This is a genomic window from Pseudomonas acericola (SeqCode), assembly GCF_053456465.1.
This window is the reverse complement of the sequence record NZ_JBRFJB010000001.1, coordinates 576,223-594,860: the sequence shown is the minus strand read 5'-3', so window position 1 is coordinate 594,860 and position 18,638 is coordinate 576,223. Positions and strand designations below refer to the sequence as shown.

The following is an 18,638-nucleotide window of genomic DNA, read 5'->3' as shown; positions in this document are numbered from 1 at the left end:
GTACAACTTCGTTCACCTCGTACATTTATTTTCAATTTTTTTAATTCGACCAACCGGTCAATAAACGCACCAAAAAGTCGCAGGGTCTTTTCTCCACACGCCTGCAACGGCGCAGCCTGGCGCTGTGCGGGCGAAAAACCCGGCACCGCAATGGCCGGCACGGCTATGTAACCGTCTTGATACAACGTAAGGGAAACCCTGATTACCTCATTAGTGGCACTTTGCTATACAGCGCGCCCTTTCCCCCCTAACAAGGCTAAAAGGCCGGCCCGGGAACAGGTTCTAATCGCCCAAGGAGCATTGAGATGTCATTGAGGAATATGAGGATCGGCTTGCGTGCTGGTCTGAGTTTTGGGGTTTTGGCCAGTTTGCTGGTGATCGTTGGCCTGTTTGGCCTGGGCCAGATGGCCAAGCTGCGCGAAAGTGCGCTGGTCATTGAGCAATCGTGGATGCCGAGCATCGAGAATATCCACGACAGCGCCGCCTACGTGGCCAGCATCCGCCTGGAGGCTTTGCGCCTGGCGACCACCGACGAATCGCGGATTCGTGACACCAGCAAAAGCCTGCTCGGCCGCCATCGCAGCGAACTGCAAACCCTGCTGCAGCATCACGAAAGCCTGCTCAGCGACGCCGAAGAAGGCGAGAAACTCAAGCAGCTCAAGGTCAACGTGGACGGTTACCTCAGCCTGGTCGGGCAGATCGTCGCGCTGGTGGACAAGGATCAGCAACAAGACGCCATCGACCTGCTCAACACTCGCCTGGCGCCCCAGGGTGTGATCCTCAGCAAAAGCCTGGAAGAGCTGATCGTGTTCAACCAGAACGGCGTTGAAGCGGCAGTGGCGTCGGCGGCGCAGATGTACACGAACGCACAATGGGTGGTCGGCTCGATCATCGTGTTCGCGCTGCTGGCCACCCTGGTCCTGGCGTGGCTGCTGACCCGCAGCATCACTGCGCCCCTCGGCCAGGCGCTGAGCGTGGCGCGCACCATCGCCGCTGGCGACTTGAGCCAACCCATCGTGGTGCGCGGCAAGGATGAGCCGGCGCAATTGTTGACGGCCCTGGCCACCATGCAGGCGCAGCTGCAAACCACCATTCGTGGCATCAGCGAATCGGCGCAACAACTGGCCTCCGCCGCCGAAGAAATGAGTTCGGTGATGGAACAAAGCACCCGTGGCCTGCAAGCGCAGAACGATGAAATAGAACAGGCCGCAACCGCCGTGACCCAGATGAGCGCGGCGGTGGACGAGGTGGCGGGCAATGCGGTGTCCAGCGCCGAGGCGTCCAAGGCGTCCGACGAAGACAGCAAGCACGGCCACTACCAGATCAGCGAAACCATCAGCTCGATCCAGAACCTGGTGGACGAAGTGCTCGGTGCCTCCAATAAAGCCGAAGGCCTGGCGGTGCAGGCCCAGGACATCAGCAAGGTGCTGGAAGTGATCCGTGGCATTGCCGGGCAAACCAACCTGCTGGCGCTCAACGCCGCCATCGAAGCCGCCCGCGCGGGCGAGGCTGGCCGTGGTTTTGCGGTGGTTGCCGACGAGGTGCGCTCGCTGGCCCAACGCACCCAGGACTCCACCGAAGAAATCGAGCAGATGATCACCGGCATCCAGCAAGGCACCCAGGACACCGTCGGCGCACTGAACAGCAGCGCCGAACACGCCGGCCAAACCTTGCAACGGGCCAACAGCGCCGGCAGCGCCCTGGAGAAAATCACCGCCGCCATCTCGCAGATCAGCCAACGCAACCTGGTGATCGCCAGCGCCGCCGAGCAACAGGCCCTGGTGGCACGCGAGGTGGACCGCAGTTTGGTGAACATTCGCGACCTGTCCACCCAGACCGCCGCCGGTGCCACCCAGACCTCGGCCGCCAGCCAGGAACTGTCGCGTCTGGCGGTGGACCTCAATGGGCTGGTGACGCGGTTTGTCCTGTAAACAGTCGAGGGGGCGTGCAACACTCGCCGCCTGATTGATGTAGGAGAGTTCCGTGAGACCTGTCGACACCTTGTACCTGCTGGGGCTCGCCGCTATTTGGGGCGCCAGTTTCCTGTTCATGCGCATTATCGCGCCGGAGCTGGGGGCGGTGCCGACCGCGTTTTTCCGTGTGTCGATTGCGGCTGCCGGGTTGTTGGTGATCCTGGCAGTGATGCGGGTGAAGTGGGATTTCCAGGGCAAGTTCAAGACCGTCCTGCTGCTGGGGGTGATCAACTCAGGCATCCCGGCAACGATGTATTCAGTCGCCGCTCAGGTGTTGCCAGCGGGTTACTCGGCGATCTTCAACGCCACCACGCCGTTGATGGGCGTGTTGATTGGCGGGCTGTTTTTCAGTGAACGCCTCACCCCGTCAAAACTCGCCGGCGTCAGCCTGGGCTTGCTCGGCGTCGGCGTGCTGACCCGTGCGGGGCCGGTGGCGTTTGACCTGGAGCTGTTGATGGGCGCGCTGGCCTGCCTGGTCGCCACCACCTGTTACGGCTTTGCCGGGTTCCTGGCGCGACGCTGGCTGGATCAGCGCGGTGGCTTGGACAGTCGTCTGTCGGCCCTGGGCAGCATGCTCGGTGCGACATTGTTTCTGTTGCCGCTGTTTGCCTACAGCGCCATCAGCCATCCGCCCGCGAGTTGGGGCGGCTGGCCGGTGTGGGGTTCGTTGCTGGGGTTGGGCCTGGTGTGTACGGCGCTGGCCTACGTGCTGTACTTCCGCTTGCTCACCGCCATCGGGCCGGTGCGGTCGATGACCACTACGTTTCTGATCCCGCCGTTCGGGGTGTTGTGGGGGGCGTTGTTGCTGGGCGAGCCGTTATCGATGGCGCACGTGTACGGCGGGTTATTGATTGCCGGCGCGTTGTGGATGGTGTTGCGGCCAGGACGGCTGGCTAAAACCTTGTAGGACGATTACCGGAGTTTTCATGTGTCGCCTGTAGGACGGCCGCTATAATGCCGCCCAGATTTTTCCAAGGATTTCCCATGCTCGCACTGCCCTGGCTGTACCTGGCGCTTCTTTCCATTGGCTACGTACTGGCCCTGATCTATGGGCAACTGGGCCTGCTCGCCGGCATCTCGGTGGCCCTGTTGTTGCTGGCCGGGTATGCCGTGCGCCAGCAGCGCACCCCTTGGGCGCGCTACCTGGGCCACGGTTTGTTTATCGTGCTGGCCCTGGGCCTGGCGATGCACTGGCTACCGGGTTTCTACAATGGGCGCGGGATTGCCCCGCAGCGGTTTACCGCCGACGCGGTGCCCTTCTCCATGTACCTGAACCAGGACAAGCCGCTGATCGGCTTCTGGCTGCTGCTGGCCTGCCCGTGGATCGTGGCGCGCCGTTCGTTGCGCCTGTCGATCTGCGTCACCGCGCTGGCGTTGACCTTGACCGCCGTGGCCGCGCTGGGTGGCGCCGCGTTGCTGGGCATGATCAGTTGGGCGCCGAAATGGCCCGAGCAGGCGTGGCTGTGGGTGTTGAACAATCTGCTGTTGGTCACCCTGGTGGAAGAAGCGCTGTTCCGTGGCTACGTCCAGGGTGGGCTGAGCCAGCGTTTCAAACAGCTGCCCTACGGTGACAATCTCGCGCTGCTGCTGGCCTCGCTGCTCTTCGGCCTGGTGCACCTGGGCGCGGGTTGGCAGTGGGTACTGCTGGCGAGCATTGCCGGGGTCGGTTATGGCCTGGCGTATCGCTTCGGCGGCTTGGGCGCGGCGGTTGCCACGCACTTCGGCTTGAATCTGCTTCACTTCGGCTTGTTTACGTACCCGATGCTGGCCGGTTGATTGTTGCAAAAATAAGTTAAATAAACCCCTGCCCGTGCCGATAACCCCTGAAAGCCTTGCGGATTGAACAATCATGCGTAATAACCAACCCGTTACCCAGCGCGAACGTACCTTCCCCGCTCAGCAACGGTTGATCTCCACCACAGATGCCAAGGGTGTGATCACTTACTGTAACGACGCGTTTGTCGAGATCAGTGGGTTCACCCGCGAAGAACTGCTGCGCGCGCCCCATAACCTGGTGCGTCACCCGGATGTTCCGGGAGCGGTGTTTGCGCATATGTGGACCACGCTCAAACAAGGCTTGCCATGGATGGGCATTGTCAAGAATCGCTGCAAGACCGGTGACCACTACTGGGTTAACGCCTATGTGACGCCGGTTTTCGAAGGCAACCAGGTGGTCGGCTACGAATCGGTGCGCATCAAGCCCACCGCCGAGCAGATCCGCCGCGCCGAAGCGCTCTACCAACGCATCAACCAGGGCAAGTCGGCGATCCCCCAGAAAGACAAATGGCTGCCGGTGTTGCAAGACTGGCTGCCGTTTATCCTGGTCAGCCAGTTGAGCTTCATGATCGGCGCGTCGCTCAACTCCCACTGGGGCTTTGCCCTGGCGGCGGGGTTGTCGGTGCCACTGGGCCTGCTGGGCCTGAGCTGGCAACAGCGCGGCCTCAAGCGTTTGCTGCGCTTGGCCGAGCAGACCACCTCCGACCCGTTGATCGCGCAGATGTACACCGACAGCCGTGGCGCCCAGGCGCGCCTGGAGATGTCGATCCTCAGCCAGGAAGCGCGTCTGAAGACGTGCCTGACACGCTTGCAAGACACCGCCGAACACCTCAACGACCAAGCGGCGCAGTCCAACACCCTGGCGCACAACAGCTCCAGCGGCCTGGAACGCCAGCGCGTCGAGACCGAGCAGGTGGCCACCGCCGTCAACCAGATGGCCGCGACGACCCAAGAAGTCGCCAGCCATGTACAGCGCACAGCCGATGCGACCCAGGAAGCCAACCGCCTGACCGGCCGCGGTCGCGATATCGCCGGGGAAACCCGTGAGGCGATTCAGCGTCTGTCGGTGGCTGTTGGCGAGACGGGCGTGACCGTCACCCAATTGGCCAAAGACAGCGATGAAATCGGCGGCGTGGTCGATGTGATCAAAGGCATCGCCGACCAGACCAACCTGCTGGCACTCAACGCCGCCATCGAAGCGGCGCGTGCCGGTGAGATGGGCCGTGGTTTTGCCGTGGTGGCCGACGAAGTGCGCCAACTGGCCCAGCGGACTGCTGAGTCCACCGGGCAGATCCACGCCCTGATCGCCAAGCTGCAACAGACTGCCGCCGCCGCCGTGCAAACCATGGACGCCGGGCATCGCCAGGCCGAAGAAGGTGTGGCACGGGTGATGGAAGCGGATCAGGCGTTGGTGGGGATCAGTGAAGCGGTAGCGCATATCACCGATATGACCACGCAGATTGCGGCGGCGACTGAAGAGCAAAGCTCGGTGGCCGAAGAGATCAGCCGCAATATCAGCACCATTGCGCTGTTGGCGGACCAGACGTCGGAGCAGGCGTTGAATTCAGCGCAGTTGAGTGAAGAGCTGACGCATACGGCGAATACCCAGTATTCGCTGGTAGAACGGTTTAACCGGTAAACCACTGTGGCGAGGGAGCTTGCTCCCGCTGGGCTGCGCAGCGGCCCCAAAAGTTTGGGAGCGCTTCGCACTCCAGCGGGAGCAAGCTCCCTCGCCACAGATTTTACTCAGTGCTCATAAGAAAGCTGGAAACCTTCAACGCCGCAGCCGCCAAATGCTGCTCATGACTAAACCCCGAAACCTTCAACGGTTTCAAATCATGATCCCCCGCCACCAGCCACATCACCTCGATGCCCGGCGCTAACACATAACCCTCCACCGCCGCCCGATTGCCCAAGGCATCGCGCTCGCCCTGCACGATCAAGGTGCGCGTCTGCAACCCGGCCAGATGCTCCACCCGGGGTTTTTCCGGCTTGCCCACCGCATAGAACGGATAACCCAGGCACACCAGCCCATCAGCGCCCAACTCATCGGCCAACAGACTGGCCATGCGCCCGCCCATGGACTTGCCGCCCACCGCCAGTTTCCCAGCGACATGACGTCGCACTTGCGCATACACCTCGCGCCATGCTTCCAGCAGTTTCGGCGCCGGGTTGGGTGGACGTTTGCCGCCGTCCACACGGCGTTGGGCCATGTAGGGAAACTCAAAGCGCAACACGTTGACGCCGTGCGCGGCAAGGCGTGCAGCCATGTCGTTCATGAAGGCTGAGTCCATCGGTGCACCGGCGCCGTGGGCCAGGATCAGCGTCACAGGTTCATGCCCTGCAACGTTCGCTGCGACATCCCACAACCAGCCGTGTTCCCGCACACACTGCGCCCATTGATCCCCGTCAATACTGGCCTTGTGCTCTTTGCCCATGCTTGCCTCGCTATTTAGTCTGCCTATAACTCCAGCCCAAGTGCCGCATTTGCTTGGGTTGAACCGTGGATGGGGAACCATGAACACTACTTTAAGTACCGCCTATAACTACAAGGTGGTCCGCCAATTCGCCATTATGACGGTGGTGTGGGGCATCGTCGGCATGGGGCTCGGGGTTTTTCTCGCCGCCCAATTGGTCTGGCCTGCTCTGAATTTCGATTTACCCTGGACCAGCTTCGGCCGCCTGCGCCCGTTGCACACCAACGCGGTGATCTTCGCGTTCGGTGGCTGCGCGCTGTTCGCCAGCTCCTTCTACTCGGTGCAACGCACCTGCCAAACCCAGCTGTTTGCGCCGAAAATCGCCGCGTTCTGCTTCTGGGGCTGGCAGTTGGTCATCCTGTTGGCTGCGATCACCTTGCCGCTGGGCTACACCAGCTCCAAGGAATACGCCGAGCTGGAATGGCCGATCGACATCCTCATCACCATTGTCTGGGTGGCCTACGCCATCGTGTTCTTCGGCACAGTGATGAAGCGCAACACCAAGCACATTTACGTCGGTAACTGGTTTTTCGGTGCGTTCATCATCACCGTGGCCATTTTGCATATCGTCAACAACCTGGAAATCCCGGTCAGCCTGACCAAGTCCTACTCCCTCTACGGCGGTGCGACGGATGCCATGGTGCAGTGGTGGTATGGGCATAACGCGGTAGGCTTTTTCCTCACCGCCGGCTTCCTCGGGATGATGTACTACTTCGTGCCGAAACAGGCCGAGCGTCCGGTGTATTCCTATCGCTTGTCCATCGTGCACTTCTGGGCACTGATCACCCTGTACATCTGGGCAGGTCCGCACCACTTGCACTACACCGCGCTGCCGGACTGGGCACAGTCCCTGGGCATGGTGATGTCGCTGGTACTGCTGGCACCGAGCTGGGGCGGGATGATCAACGGCATGATGACCCTGTCGGGCGCCTGGCATAAGTTGCGCAGCGACCCGATCCTGCGCTTCCTCGTGGTCTCCCTGGCGTTCTACGGCATGTCGACGTTCGAAGGCCCGATGATGGCGATCAAGACCGTCAACGCCCTCTCCCACTACACCGACTGGACCATCGGCCACGTACACGCCGGCGCCCTCGGCTGGGTAGCGATGATCTCCATCGGCGCGCTGTACCACATGATCCCGAAAATCTTCGGTCGCGAGCAGATGTACAGCCTCGGCCTGATCAACGCGCATTTCTGGCTGGCCACCATCGGCACCGTGCTCTACATCGCCTCGATGTGGGTCAACGGCATCGCCCAGGGCCTGATGTGGCGTGCGGTCAACGAAGACGGCACCTTGACCTACTCCTTCGTCGAAACCCTGGTGGCCAGCCACCCTGGCTTCATCGTGCGGTTGGTGGGCGGTGCAGTGTTCCTCAGCGGCATGTTCCTGATGGCTTACAACACTTGGCGCACCGTGCGCTCGGCACAACCTGTCGAAGCCGCCACCGCCACGCAGATGGCCTGAGGAGTCAGTGATGAAACACGAAACGATTGAAAAGAACGTCGGCCTGCTGATGCTGCTGATGGTGCTGGCCGTGAGTATCGGCGGCCTGACCCAGATCGTCCCGCTGTTCTTCCAGGACGTCACCAATAAGCCGGTGGAAGGCATGAAGCCCTACACCGCGCTGCAACTGGAAGGCCGTGACATCTACATCCGCGAAGGCTGTGTGCAGTGCCACTCGCAGATGATTCGCCCATTCCGCGCAGAGACCGAACGCTACGGCCACTACTCGGTGGCGGGCGAAAGCGTCTGGGACCACCCGTTCCTGTGGGGCTCCAAGCGCACCGGGCCGGACCTGGCGCGCGTCGGCGCACGCTACTCGGACGACTGGCACCGCGCGCACTTGTACAACCCGCGCAACGTGGTGCCCGAGTCGAAAATGCCGGCCTACCCGTGGCTGGTCACCGCCGCGGTCGACAGCAGCCACACCGAGACCAAGTTGAAAGTGATGCGCACCCTCGGCGTGCCGTACACCGACGACGACATCAGTGGCGCCGTCGCCAGCCTCAAGGGCAAGACCGAGATGGACGCGCTGGTTTCGTACCTGCAAGTGCTCGGCACTGCCATCAAGAGCAAGAGGTGAGCCATGGGATTTGAATTCGATGCGGGCACCATCCGCGGCCTTGGCACGCTGGTCGTCGCCATCGCCTTTATCGGCCTGTCGCTGTGGGTGTTCAACAACCGGCGCAATGCGGAATTCGAGCAGGCGCGCCTGCTGCCGTTCGCCGATGAACCCTCTCCATCCGACGCTCAAGAAGAGCCTGCAATAAGGAGCACTCGGCCATGACCCTATTTTGGAGTACATGGATCTGCGTACTGACCCTGGGCAGCCTGATCGGCCTGACCTGGCTGTTGATCGGCACCCGCAAGGGCGAGACCAAGGGCAGCGTGGACCAGACCATGGGCCACGCCTTCGACGGGATCGAGGAGTACGACAACCCCCTGCCCCAGTGGTGGTTCATGCTCTTCGCCGGCACCCTGGTGTTTGCGGTTGGCTACCTGATCCTCTACCCGGGCCTGGGCAACTGGAAAGGCGTGTTGCCAGGCTACGAGGACGGCTGGACGCAGAACAAGGAGTGGGACAAGGAGATGGCCAAGGCCGACGCCAAGTTCGGGCCGATCTTCGCCAAATTCGCAGCCATGCCCGTGGAAGAAGTAGCGAAAGACCCGCAAGCGTTGAAAATGGGCGGTCGCCTGTTTGCCTCCAACTGCGCGGTGTGCCACGGTTCGGACGCCAAGGGCGCGTACGGCTTCCCGAACCTGGCGGACAACATCTGGCGCTGGGGCGGTTCGGCCGAGGCGATCAAGACCACTATCCTCAACGGTCGCCACGCGGCGATGCCGGCCTGGGGTGAAATCCTCGGTGAAGACGGCGTGAAAAACGTTGCCGCCTATGTGCGTCACGACCTGGCCAAGCTGCCATTGCCGGCAGACAACAGCGCCGACCTGGCCGCTGGCCAAGCCGCGTTCAACACCACCTGCGTCGCCTGCCACGGCCCGCAAGGCACTGGCATGGAAGCCATGGGTGCGCCCGATCTGACCAAACCGGCTGGCTACATCTACGGCACCAGTCTGGCGCAGTTGCAGCAGACGATCCGTCACGGCCGCCAAGGCCAGATGCCGGCGCAGGATGTGCTGCAAGGGAATGACAAGGTGCACTTGTTGGCGGCGTATGTTTACAGCTTGTCCCATGGGGAGCAAAAGACCGAGCAATAGTCAGTCCTTGTAAACCCGCGAGCCCCGCTCAGTGAAAACTGGCGGGGCTTTTTTGTGGGGACAATATTGCCACCCGCGCCGCCAAGGTAGTAACGTGCCTACATTCACCCTGACTCGGGGAGCTATCCCATGACTATCACCACTATTTCCAGCCGCGAATTCAACCAAGACACAAGCGGTGCCAAAAAAGCCACGCGACAAGGCCCGGTTTTCATCACCGACCGCGGCAAACCCGCCCATGTACTGCTAAGCATTGAGGACTACCAGAAATTGACCGGACTGAACGCCGACATCGTTGACTTGCTAGTCATGCCGGACGCCGCCGATATCGACTTCGAGACCGAACGCGCCGTGATCACTCATCGCCCTGTGGACCTTTCTTGATGTATCTACTCGACACCAACGTTATTTCCGAACTACGTAAACCCCAGGCAGACGCGAACGTCGTCGCCTGGGCCAAGAGCGTCATCGCACCGCGCATGTTTATCTCAGTGATTACGTTGAAGGAGTTGGAAACGGGAGTGCTACGTATGGAACGGCGCGACCCGGCCCAAGGCAAAGTCTTGCGCACCTGGCTCAAGCGCCATGTGATGCCGGCGTTCGATGCTCGAATCCTGCCGGTGGATGCGGCCGTTGCACTGCGTTGTGCCCACCTGCATGTTCCCGACCAGGCGAACGAGAGCGATGCCCTGATCGCGGCGACTGCTCTGGTGCACGGACTCACCGTTGTCACACGCAATGTCAGTGACTTCAAATCCAGTGGCGTGACGGTGATCAATCCCTGGGACGAATAACCGGGCTTTCACCCGCCGAGACTTCGCGACCTTTTGTCACACCCCCTCCAAAGCACAACTTTCCCCTCCCGCCATTCGGGTCTACGCTTCCCCCACAGCGGGCCGGTTCTGGTGTACGCGACGACTGCCGTTGCGACCCGAAAAAATTCCTGTCCACTTGATCAGCTTTCGAACTCCGACTTTATCCTTACGTAAAACAGGGAAAGGGCGCAGAATCTGGCGTGGAACGCCTTGACACAGGTCAGCGTTGCGTTGCATTGGCCTCTCGCTTTCTACATACTTGCGGCCGATTTTTACCTATAAAAAAACCTAAACCGTGGAACCTTAGAATGAGCACAGCAATCAGTCCGACTGCTTATAACTATAAGGTAGTCCGCCAGTTCGCCATCATGACGGTGGTCTGGGGGATCCTTGGCATGGGGCTCGGGGTGTTCATCGCCTCGCAACTGGTCTGGCCGGAATTGAATTTCGGCTTGCCCTGGACGACCTTCGGTCGCCTGCGCCCGCTGCACACCAACCTGGTGATTTTCGCCTTCGGTGGATGTGCATTGTTTGCCACCTCCTACTATGTCGTGCAGCGAACCTGCCAGACGCGACTGATCTCCGATGGCCTCGCCGCCTTCACCTTCTGGGGCTGGCAAGCCGTGATCCTCGGCGCCATCGTCACCCTGCCCCTGGGCTACACCACCACCAAGGAATACGCCGAGCTGGAATGGCCCATCGCCATTTTGCTTGCCATTGTGTGGGTGACCTATGCCGTGGTGTTCTTCGGCACCATCGTCAAGCGCAAGACCAAGCACATCTACGTGGGCAACTGGTTCTACGGCGCCTTCATCTTGGTCACGGCGATGCTGCACATCGTCAACCACGCCTCGCTGCCGGTCAGCCTGTTCAAGTCCTATTCGGCCTACGCCGGGGCGACGGACGCGATGATCCAGTGGTGGTACGGGCATAACGCGGTAGGGTTTTTCCTGACCACGGGTTTCCTGGGGATGATGTACTACTTCGTGCCGAAACAGGCCGAACGTCCTATTTACTCGTATCGCTTGTCCATCGTGCACTTCTGGGCGCTGATCACCCTGTACATCTGGGCCGGCCCTCACCACCTGCACTACACCGCGCTGCCGGATTGGGCGCAGTCGTTGGGCATGGCGATGTCGATCATTCTGCTGGCCCCGAGCTGGGGCGGCATGATCAACGGCATGATGACCCTGTCGGGCGCCTGGCATAAGTTGCGCACCGACCCGATCCTGCGCTTCCTGGTGGTATCGCTGGCGTTCTACGGCATGTCGACCTTCGAAGGGCCGATGATGGCGATCAAGACCGTCAACTCGCTGTCCCACTACACCGACTGGACCATCGGCCACGTACACGCCGGCGCCCTCGGTTGGGTGGCGATGATCTCCATCGGCGCGCTGTACCACATGATCCCGAAACTGTTCGGTCGCCCGCAGATGCACAGCGTCGCGCTGATCAATGCGCACTTCTGGCTGGCCACCATCGGCACCGTGCTCTACATCGCCTCGATGTGGGTCAACGGCATCACCCAGGGCCTGATGTGGCGTGCAATCAACGATGACGGCACCCTCACCTACTCCTTCGTCGAAGCGCTGCAAGCCAGCCATCCGGGTTTCATCGTGCGCGCCCTGGGCGGTGCATTCTTTGCCTCCGGCATGTTCCTGATGGCCTACAACGTGTGGCGCACCGTGCGTGCCGCCGACCCGGTAGAAGCTGAAGCCGCCGCCAAGATCGCCGTAGTGGGAGCGCACTGATGAAGCATGAAGTAGTCGAGAAGAATATCGGCCTGCTGGCCTTCTTCATGGTCATCGCCGTGAGTATCGGCGGCCTGACCCAGATCGTTCCGCTGTTCTTCCAGGACGTGACCAACAAGCCGGTCGAAGGCATGAAGCCGCGCACCGCCCTTGAACTGGAAGGCCGCGACGTCTACATCGCCAACGGTTGTGTCGGCTGCCACTCGCAGATGATCCGCCCGTTCCGCGCCGAAACCGAACGCTACGGCCACTACTCGGTCGCCGGCGAAAGCGTGTGGGACCACCCGTTCCTGTGGGGTTCCAAGCGCACCGGCCCGGACCTGGCCCGTGTCGGCGGACGTTACTCCGATGACTGGCAGCGCGCGCACTTGTACAACCCGCGCAACGTGGTGCCTGAGTCGAAAATGCCGGCGTACCCGTTCCTCGTGGAAAACAAGCTCGACGGCAAGGACACCGCGAAGAAGATGGAAGTCTTGCGCACCCTGGGCGTGCCCTACACCGATGAAGACATCGCCGGTGCAGCCGCAGCCGTGAAGGGCAAGACCGAAATGGACGCATTGGTGGCCTACCTGCAAGGCCTTGGCACCATCATCAAAAGCAAACGGTGACCTACATGGATATCGGGATGATTCGAGGCCTGGGCACCGTTGTGGTGATGGTGGCCTTTGTCGGCCTGGCGCTGTGGGTGTTCAGCCCCCGCCGCAAGTCGGAGTTTGACGACGCAACCATGCTGCCCTTTGCGGATGATCCCGAAGCCATCAAGCACGTCGAGCAAGCTTCTAGGAGTAACAAAGAATGACTACGTTCTGGAGTCTGTACGTCACAGTCCTCAGTCTGGGAACCATCTTCGCCCTGACCTGGCTGTTGCTGTCGACCCGCAGGGGGCAGCGCAGCGAACAAACCGACGAAACCGTCGGCCACTCGTTCGACGGCATCGAGGAGTACGACAACCCGCTGCCTAAGTGGTGGTTCATGCTGTTCGTCGGCACCATCATCTTCGCCCTCGGTTACCTGGTGCTGTACCCGGGCCTGGGCAACTGGAAAGGTGTGCTGCCGGGCTACAACTACCTCGACAACGACAAGCAAACCCCTTTCGCCAACGGCCAGACCGGCTGGACCGGCGTGCACGAATGGGAAAAGGAAATGGCCAAGTCGGAAGCCAAGTTCGGGCCGATCTTCGCCAAATTCGCGTCGATGCCCATTGAAGAAGTGGCCAAGGACCCGCAAGCCTTGAAGATGGGTGGCCGTTTGTTCGCCTCCAACTGCTCGGTGTGCCACGGTTCCGACGCCAAGGGCGCCTACGGTTTCCCCAACCTGACCGACGCCGATTGGCGCTGGGGCGGCGAGCCGGCAACCATCAAGGAAACCATCCTCAAAGGCCGCCACGCAGTCATGCCAGCCTGGGCTGAAGTGATTGGCGAACAAGGCGTGGCCGATGTGGCCGGCTTCGTGCTGACCAACCTCGATGGCCGCAAGCTGCCGGAAGGCGCCAAGGCTGACGTAGCCAACGGCGAAAAACTTTTCGCCACCAACTGCGTGGCCTGCCACGGCCCGGCCGGCAAAGGCACCCCAGCGATGGGCGCGCCCGACCTGACCCACCCGGGTGCGTTCATCTACGGTTCGAGCTTCGCGCAATTGCAGCAGACCATCCGCTATGGCCGTCAGGGCCAGATGCCTGCGCAGGAGCAAATGCAAGGCAACGACAAGGTGCATCTGTTGGCCGCGTATGTTTACAGCCTGTCCCATGGGGACAAAAAGGCTGAGGAACAGTAAACACACCGCAAAACAATGTGGGAGCGGGCTTGCTCGCGAAAGCGGTCTGTCAGTAACGGATAAGCCGACTGACACAGCGCTTTCGCGAGCAAGCCCGCTGCCACATTGGTTCTCCAGTGTTTTGGGGACCGTGCCGGAAAAACCGACCATACTTGCCCATTCAATTGATCCAGATCATGTAGGTCGCCCCCGTTCAACATCATCAGGGGCGTATCATTAGGCCACTGCAACACCCCCAATTTGACCCCGACCGGCACGTACTGGCCGAGGCAAATCTCCACCGCCGTGGGATGCAATGATGAGCGACCAAATACCGGTACATGACGTTACCCCCCCAGCCAAGACCATCGATCTCTACGCCTCGCGCGAGAAAATCTACACCCGCGCCTTCACCGGCCTGTTCCGCAACCTGCGCATGCTCGGCGGCGCCGGGCTGTTCCTGCTCTACTTCGGCACGGTGTGGCTGAACTGGGGCGGTCACCAGGCGGTGTGGTGGAACCTGCCAGAGCGTAAATTCTTTATTTTTGGCGCCACTTTCTGGCCCCAGGACTTCATCCTGCTCTCGGGCATCCTGATCGTTGCGGCGTTTGGCCTGTTCTTTATCACGGTGTACGCCGGCCGCGTGTGGTGCGGCTATACCTGCCCGCAAAGCGTGTGGACGTGGATCTTCATGTGGTGCGAAAAGGTCACCGAAGGCGACCGCAACCAGCGCATCAAGCTCGACAAGGCGCCGATGGGCGCCAACAAGTTCCTGCGTAAATTCAGCAAGCACACCCTGTGGCTGCTGATCGGTTTTGTCACCGGCATGACCTTTGTCGGCTACTTCTCGCCGATCCGCGAACTGGTGTTCGATTTCTTCACTGGCCAAGCCGATGGCTGGTCGTATTTCTGGGTGGGTTTTTTCACCCTCGCCACCTACGGCAACGCCGGCTGGCTGCGCGAACAGGTGTGCATCTACATGTGCCCGTATGCGCGCTTCCAGAGCGTGATGTTCGACAAGGACACCCTGATCGTGTCCTACGACCCACGCCGAGGCGAACTGCGTGGCCCGCGCAAAAAAGGCAGCGACTACAAGGCCGAGGGCCTGGGGGATTGCATCGACTGCACGATGTGCGTGCAGGTATGCCCGACCGGGATCGACATCCGCGACGGCCTGCAAATCGAGTGCATCGGCTGCGCGGCGTGTATCGACGCCTGCGACAACATCATGGACAAGATGGACTACCCGCGCGGCCTGATCAGCTACACCACCGAACACAACCTCTCCGGGCAAAAAACCCACAAGCTGCGCCCGCGCCTGATCGGCTACGCGCTGGTGTTGCTGGCGATGATCAGCCTGCTGGTGGCGGCGTTCTTCATGCGTTCGCTGGTGGGCTTCGACGTGAGCAAGGACCGCGTGCTCTACCGCGAAAACGCCGAAGGCCGCATCGAAAACGTCTACAGCCTGAAGATCATGAACAAGGACCAGCGCGACCACACCTACGTGCTCGACGCCGCAGGCCTGCCCGATCTCAAGCTGCAAGGCCGCCGCGAAATCAAGGTGGCCGCCGGTGATATCGTCAGCATGCCGGTGGAACTGTCCAGCGCGCCGGAGCAATTGCCGTCAAGCACCAACGAGGTCAAATTCATCCTCACCGATGCCGACGACCCCGACGTGCGTATCGAAGCCAAGAGCCGATTCATCGGCCCTCAAGTCCGTTAAACATAGAGAGCAGAACAATGCCCGTAGCGACTGCCGCAAGCCCCTGGTACAAGCACCTCTGGCCCTGGATCATCATTGCGATCCTGGCCTGCTCGGTAACCTTGACCTTGTCCATGGTGACCATCGCGGTGAACAACCCGGACAACCTGGTCAACGACAACTACTACGAGGCCGGCAAAGGCATCAACCGCTCGCTGGACCGCGAACTGCTGGCCCAAACCCTGCAACTGCGCGCCAAGGTGCACCTGGACGAGTTGACCGGTGAAGTCGAGCTGCACCTGACCGGCAACAGCAACCCGACCACCCTGGAGCTCAACCTGATTTCCCCGACGCAGCCCGAGAAGGATCGCAAGATCAACCTGGCCCGCAGCGACAGCGAACCCGGCCGCTACATCGGCCAGGTCACCGACAAGGTCGAAGGCCGCCGTTTCGTCGAACTGCTCGGCGTGGAAGGCGACCGCACCTGGCGCATGTTCGAAGAGGAACAGGTCAGCCACGACAAGGACTTGCTGTTGGGGGATGAGCCGCTGCAAGGTGCCGAAGACCTGAAGAAGTAACAGCACCCATGATCGTTCCCACGCTCCGCGTGGGAATGCAGCCCGTGACGCTCTGCGTCACAAAAGCGGACGCAGAGCGTCCAGCGAGGCGTTCCCACGCAGAGCGTGGGAACGATCAGCGGAACCGAACCATGACCAGCCCCACCCCCTGCTACCACTGCGCCCTACCCGTCCCCGCCGGCAGCCGGTTCACCGCCCAGATCCTCGGCGAACGCCGCGAGCTCTGCTGCCCCGGTTGCCAGGCCGTGGCCGAAGCCATCGTCGCCGGTGGCCTGGAAAGCTATTACCAGCACCGCAGCGAAGCCTCCGCCAACCCCGACGCGCTGCCGGTGCAACTGCTTGACGAACTGGCGCTGTACGACCGCGCCGACGTGCAAAAACCCTTCGTGCGCCACGAAGGCGAACTGGCCGAAACCACCCTATTGATGGAAGGCATCAGCTGCGCCGCCTGCGGCTGGTTGATCGAAAAACACTTGCGCCGCCTGCCCGCCGTGGCCGAGGCGCGGCTGAACCTGTCCAACCATCGCCTGCAAGTGCGCTGGGCCGACGGGCAGTTGCCGCTGAGCCAACTGCTCGGCGAGCTGCGCCATATCGGCTATGCCGCCCACCCTTATCAAGCGGACCGCGCGGCCGAACAACTGGCCAGCGAAAACCGCCTGGCCTTGCGCCAGCTGGGCGTGGCCGGGCTGCTGTGGTTCCAGGCGATGATGGCGACCATGGCCACCTGGCCGGAATTCAACATCGACCTGAGCCCCGAGTTGCACGTGATCCTGCGCTGGGTGGCGATGTTCCTGACCACGCCCATCGTGTTCTACAGCTGCGCGCCGTTTTTCAAAGGTGCGATGCGCGACTTGCGCACACGCCACCTGACCATGGATGTGTCAGTGTCCCTGGCCATCGGCGGGGCGTATCTGGCGGGGATCTGGACCGCCATCACCGGCGTCGGCGAGTTGTATTTCGATGCGGTGGGCATGTTTGCCCTGTTCCTGCTCGCCGGCCGCTACCTGGAGCGCCGTGCCCGGGAACGGACGGCCGCCGCCACCGCGCAATTGGTCAACCTCTTGCCCGCGTCGTGCCTGCGCTTGAAGAGTGACGGCCAGAGCGAACGCATCCTGCTCAGCGAACTGGCCTTGGGGGATCGCGTGCTGGTGCATCCCGGCGCAGTGTTGCCGGCAGACGGCGTGATCCTCGACGGCCAATCCAGCATCGATGAATCCCTGCTCACCGGCGAGTACCTGCCACAACCGCGCCAGGTTGGCGATAGCGTCACCGCCGGCACCCTCAATGTCGAAGGGGCGCTGACCGTCGAAGTACGCGCCCTCGGCCACGACACGCGCCTGTCCGCCATCGTGCGCCTGCTGGAACGGGCCCAGGCGGAAAAACCGCGCCTGGCGCAAATCGCCGACCGCGCCGCGCAGTGGTTCCTGTTGTGCTCGCTGATTGCCGCCGCCGTGATCGGCCTGGTGTGGTGGGAGCTGGACGCCTCCCGCGCGTTCTGGATCGTCCTGGCGATGCTCGTCGCGACCTGCCCCTGCGCGCTGTCGCTGGCCACGCCCACCGCCCTCACCGCCGCCACCGGCACCCTGCACAAACTCGGGCTGTTGCTGACCCGCGGCCATGTGCTGGAAGGCCTGAACCAGATCGACACGGTGATTTTCGACAAGACCGGCACCCTCACCGAAGGCCGCTTGGCCCTGCGCGCGATCCGCCCCCTGGGTACGCTGGACAGCGATGCCTGCCTGGGCCTCGCCGCCGCCCTCGAAAACCGCTCCGAACACCCGATAGCCCGTGCCTTTGGCCGCGCCCCGCTGGCCGCCGACGAAGTGCTCAGCACCCCCGGCCTGGGCCTGGAGGGCCGTGTCGGCGAGCGCCGGCTGCGTATCGGCCAGCCCGGTTTTGTCTGCGCCCTCAGCGGTTGCCCGATCCCCGCCTCACCGGACGAAGCCGGGCAATGGCTGCTGCTGGGCGACACCCACGGCGCCCTCGCCTGGTTTGTCCTCGATGACCGTTTGCGCAGCGACGCCCCGGCCCTGCTGGCGGCGTGCAAGGCGCGCGGTTGGCGCACCTTGTTGCTGTCCGGGGACAGCTCGCCGATGGTGGCCAGCGTGGCGGCCGAATTGGGCATCGACGAAGCCCGTGGCGGCCTGCGCCCGGACGACAAGCTGCAGGTGTTGCAACAGTTGCATCAGCAAGGCCGCAAGGTGCTGATGCTTGGCGATGGGGTCAACGATGTGCCGGTCCTCGCCGCCGCCGATATCAGCGTGGCGATGGGTTCGGCCACCGACCTGGCCAAGACCAGCGCCGACGCGGTGCTGCTGTCCAACCGCCTCGACGCCCTGGCCCAAGCCTTCACCCTGGCGCGCCGCACCCGCCGGGTAATCATTGAAAACTTGCTGTGGGCCGGGCTGTACAATGGCCTTATGCTGCCGTTTGCTGCCCTGGGTTGGATCACGCCGATCTGGGCGGCGATCGGCATGTCCCTCAGTTCGTTGACCGTGGTGCTCAACGCCCTGCGCCTGACTCGCCAGCCGAGCGCGCCTGCCGCCAGCGCCCCTACCGTCACCCGCCCGCTGCCGGCATGAGCCGGGCGGGCATGG

The 18,638-nt window shown here is 62.1% G+C and carries 18 protein-coding genes; 17 read left to right on the top strand and 1 reads right to left on the bottom strand.

Translation table 11 applies throughout. From position 1 onward, the window contains the following. The first annotated feature begins 305 nt into the window (after positions 1-305). The 4 genes from ACU688_RS02760 to ACU688_RS02745 all read left to right on the top strand — a co-directional run bounded on the left by ACU688_RS02760 (position 306) and on the right by ACU688_RS02745 (position 5,388). Positions 306-1,931 (top strand): methyl-accepting chemotaxis protein, encoded by a 1,626-nt coding sequence (locus tag ACU688_RS02760; RefSeq protein WP_448183559.1) that lies wholly within the window; start codon positions 306-308, stop codon positions 1,929-1,931. Between the two features lie 52 nt (positions 1,932-1,983). Beyond that, a complete protein-coding gene (locus ACU688_RS02755) occupies positions 1,984-2,880 on the top strand; it encodes a DMT family transporter (protein ID WP_305430867.1) in 897 nt (298 codons plus the stop codon). Positions 2,881-2,957: 77 nt separating this feature from the next. Next, entirely contained in the window at positions 2,958-3,749 is a 792-nt protein-coding gene (locus ACU688_RS02750) for a CPBP family intramembrane glutamic endopeptidase (protein WP_124526602.1), read from the top strand. A 73-nt stretch (positions 3,750-3,822) separates the two neighbouring features. Continuing rightward, on the top strand, positions 3,823-5,388 hold the full coding sequence (locus ACU688_RS02745; RefSeq protein ID WP_124526603.1) for a methyl-accepting chemotaxis protein: 1,566 nt from the start codon (positions 3,823-3,825) through the stop codon (positions 5,386-5,388). A gap of 103 nt (positions 5,389-5,491) precedes the next feature. Here the strand turns inward: ACU688_RS02745 and ACU688_RS02740 are convergent, their stop codons facing one another. Next, positions 5,492-6,187 carry an alpha/beta family hydrolase gene (locus ACU688_RS02740; RefSeq protein WP_448183558.1) on the bottom strand — a complete coding sequence of 232 codons (696 nt, stop codon included), beginning with the start codon at positions 6,185-6,187 and terminating at the stop codon, positions 5,492-5,494. A gap of 79 nt (positions 6,188-6,266) precedes the next feature. On the opposite strand from ACU688_RS02740, the gene ccoN (ACU688_RS02735) reads away from it, so the two are divergent. The 13 genes from ccoN (ACU688_RS02735) (at position 6,267) to ACU688_RS02675 (ending at position 18,623) form a co-directional block, all read left to right on the top strand. After that, the gene (gene ccoN / locus ACU688_RS02735) at positions 6,267-7,691 is read left to right on the top strand and encodes a cytochrome-c oxidase, cbb3-type subunit I (RefSeq protein WP_017735320.1); all 1,425 of its coding nucleotides are present in this window, start codon (positions 6,267-6,269) and stop codon (positions 7,689-7,691) included. 10 nt (positions 7,692-7,701) lie between these two features. Then, positions 7,702-8,310: a cytochrome-c oxidase, cbb3-type subunit II gene (ccoO, locus tag ACU688_RS02730; protein ID WP_017735321.1), complete on the top strand. Its 609-nt coding sequence runs from the start codon at positions 7,702-7,704 to the stop codon at positions 8,308-8,310. A gap of 3 nt (positions 8,311-8,313) precedes the next feature. Then, positions 8,314-8,514 (top strand): cbb3-type cytochrome oxidase subunit 3, encoded by a 201-nt coding sequence (locus ACU688_RS02725; RefSeq protein WP_010208563.1) that lies wholly within the window; start codon positions 8,314-8,316, stop codon positions 8,512-8,514. Beyond that, the gene (gene ccoP / locus ACU688_RS02720; protein WP_207041756.1) at positions 8,511-9,443 is read left to right on the top strand and encodes a cytochrome-c oxidase, cbb3-type subunit III; all 933 of its coding nucleotides are present in this window, start codon (positions 8,511-8,513) and stop codon (positions 9,441-9,443) included. Before ACU688_RS02725 ends, ccoP (ACU688_RS02720) begins: the two co-directional genes overlap by 4 nt. A 129-nt stretch (positions 9,444-9,572) precedes the next feature. Beyond that, complete coding sequence (locus ACU688_RS02715; protein ID WP_124526607.1) at positions 9,573-9,827, top strand: type II toxin-antitoxin system Phd/YefM family antitoxin; 255 nt, start codon at positions 9,573-9,575, stop codon at positions 9,825-9,827. Beyond that, positions 9,827-10,237, top strand: a complete 411-nt coding sequence (locus ACU688_RS02710) for a type II toxin-antitoxin system VapC family toxin (RefSeq protein ID WP_124526608.1) — start codon at positions 9,827-9,829, stop codon at positions 10,235-10,237. The genes ACU688_RS02715 and ACU688_RS02710 overlap by 1 nt, the downstream gene beginning before the upstream one ends. A gap of 329 nt (positions 10,238-10,566) precedes the next feature. Continuing rightward, positions 10,567-12,009 (top strand): cytochrome-c oxidase, cbb3-type subunit I, encoded by a 1,443-nt coding sequence (gene ccoN / locus ACU688_RS02705; RefSeq protein WP_124526609.1) that lies wholly within the window; start codon positions 10,567-10,569, stop codon positions 12,007-12,009. After that, positions 12,009-12,617 (top strand): cytochrome-c oxidase, cbb3-type subunit II, encoded by a 609-nt coding sequence (gene ccoO / locus ACU688_RS02700; RefSeq protein WP_003193167.1) that lies wholly within the window; start codon positions 12,009-12,011, stop codon positions 12,615-12,617. The genes ccoN (ACU688_RS02705) and ccoO (ACU688_RS02700) overlap by 1 nt, the downstream gene beginning before the upstream one ends. Positions 12,618-12,622: 5 nt before the next feature. Further along, on the top strand, positions 12,623-12,808 hold the full coding sequence (locus tag ACU688_RS02695; RefSeq protein WP_005790274.1) for a CcoQ/FixQ family Cbb3-type cytochrome c oxidase assembly chaperone: 186 nt from the start codon (positions 12,623-12,625) through the stop codon (positions 12,806-12,808). Further along, complete coding sequence (gene ccoP / locus ACU688_RS02690; protein ID WP_448183557.1) at positions 12,805-13,782, top strand: cytochrome-c oxidase, cbb3-type subunit III; 978 nt, start codon at positions 12,805-12,807, stop codon at positions 13,780-13,782. The genes ACU688_RS02695 and ccoP (ACU688_RS02690) overlap by 4 nt, the downstream gene beginning before the upstream one ends. Positions 13,783-14,080: 298 nt before the next feature. Then, a complete protein-coding gene (gene ccoG, locus ACU688_RS02685) occupies positions 14,081-15,484 on the top strand; it encodes a cytochrome c oxidase accessory protein CcoG (RefSeq protein ID WP_448183556.1) in 1,404 nt (467 codons plus the stop codon). Between the two features lie 17 nt (positions 15,485-15,501). Further along, positions 15,502-16,041 carry a FixH family protein gene (locus ACU688_RS02680; protein WP_124526613.1) on the top strand — a complete coding sequence of 180 codons (540 nt, stop codon included), beginning with the start codon at positions 15,502-15,504 and terminating at the stop codon, positions 16,039-16,041. A 131-nt stretch (positions 16,042-16,172) separates the two neighbouring features. After that, complete coding sequence (locus tag ACU688_RS02675) at positions 16,173-18,623, top strand: heavy metal translocating P-type ATPase (RefSeq protein ID WP_448183555.1); 2,451 nt, start codon at positions 16,173-16,175, stop codon at positions 18,621-18,623. Positions 18,624-18,638 lie beyond the last annotated feature (15 nt).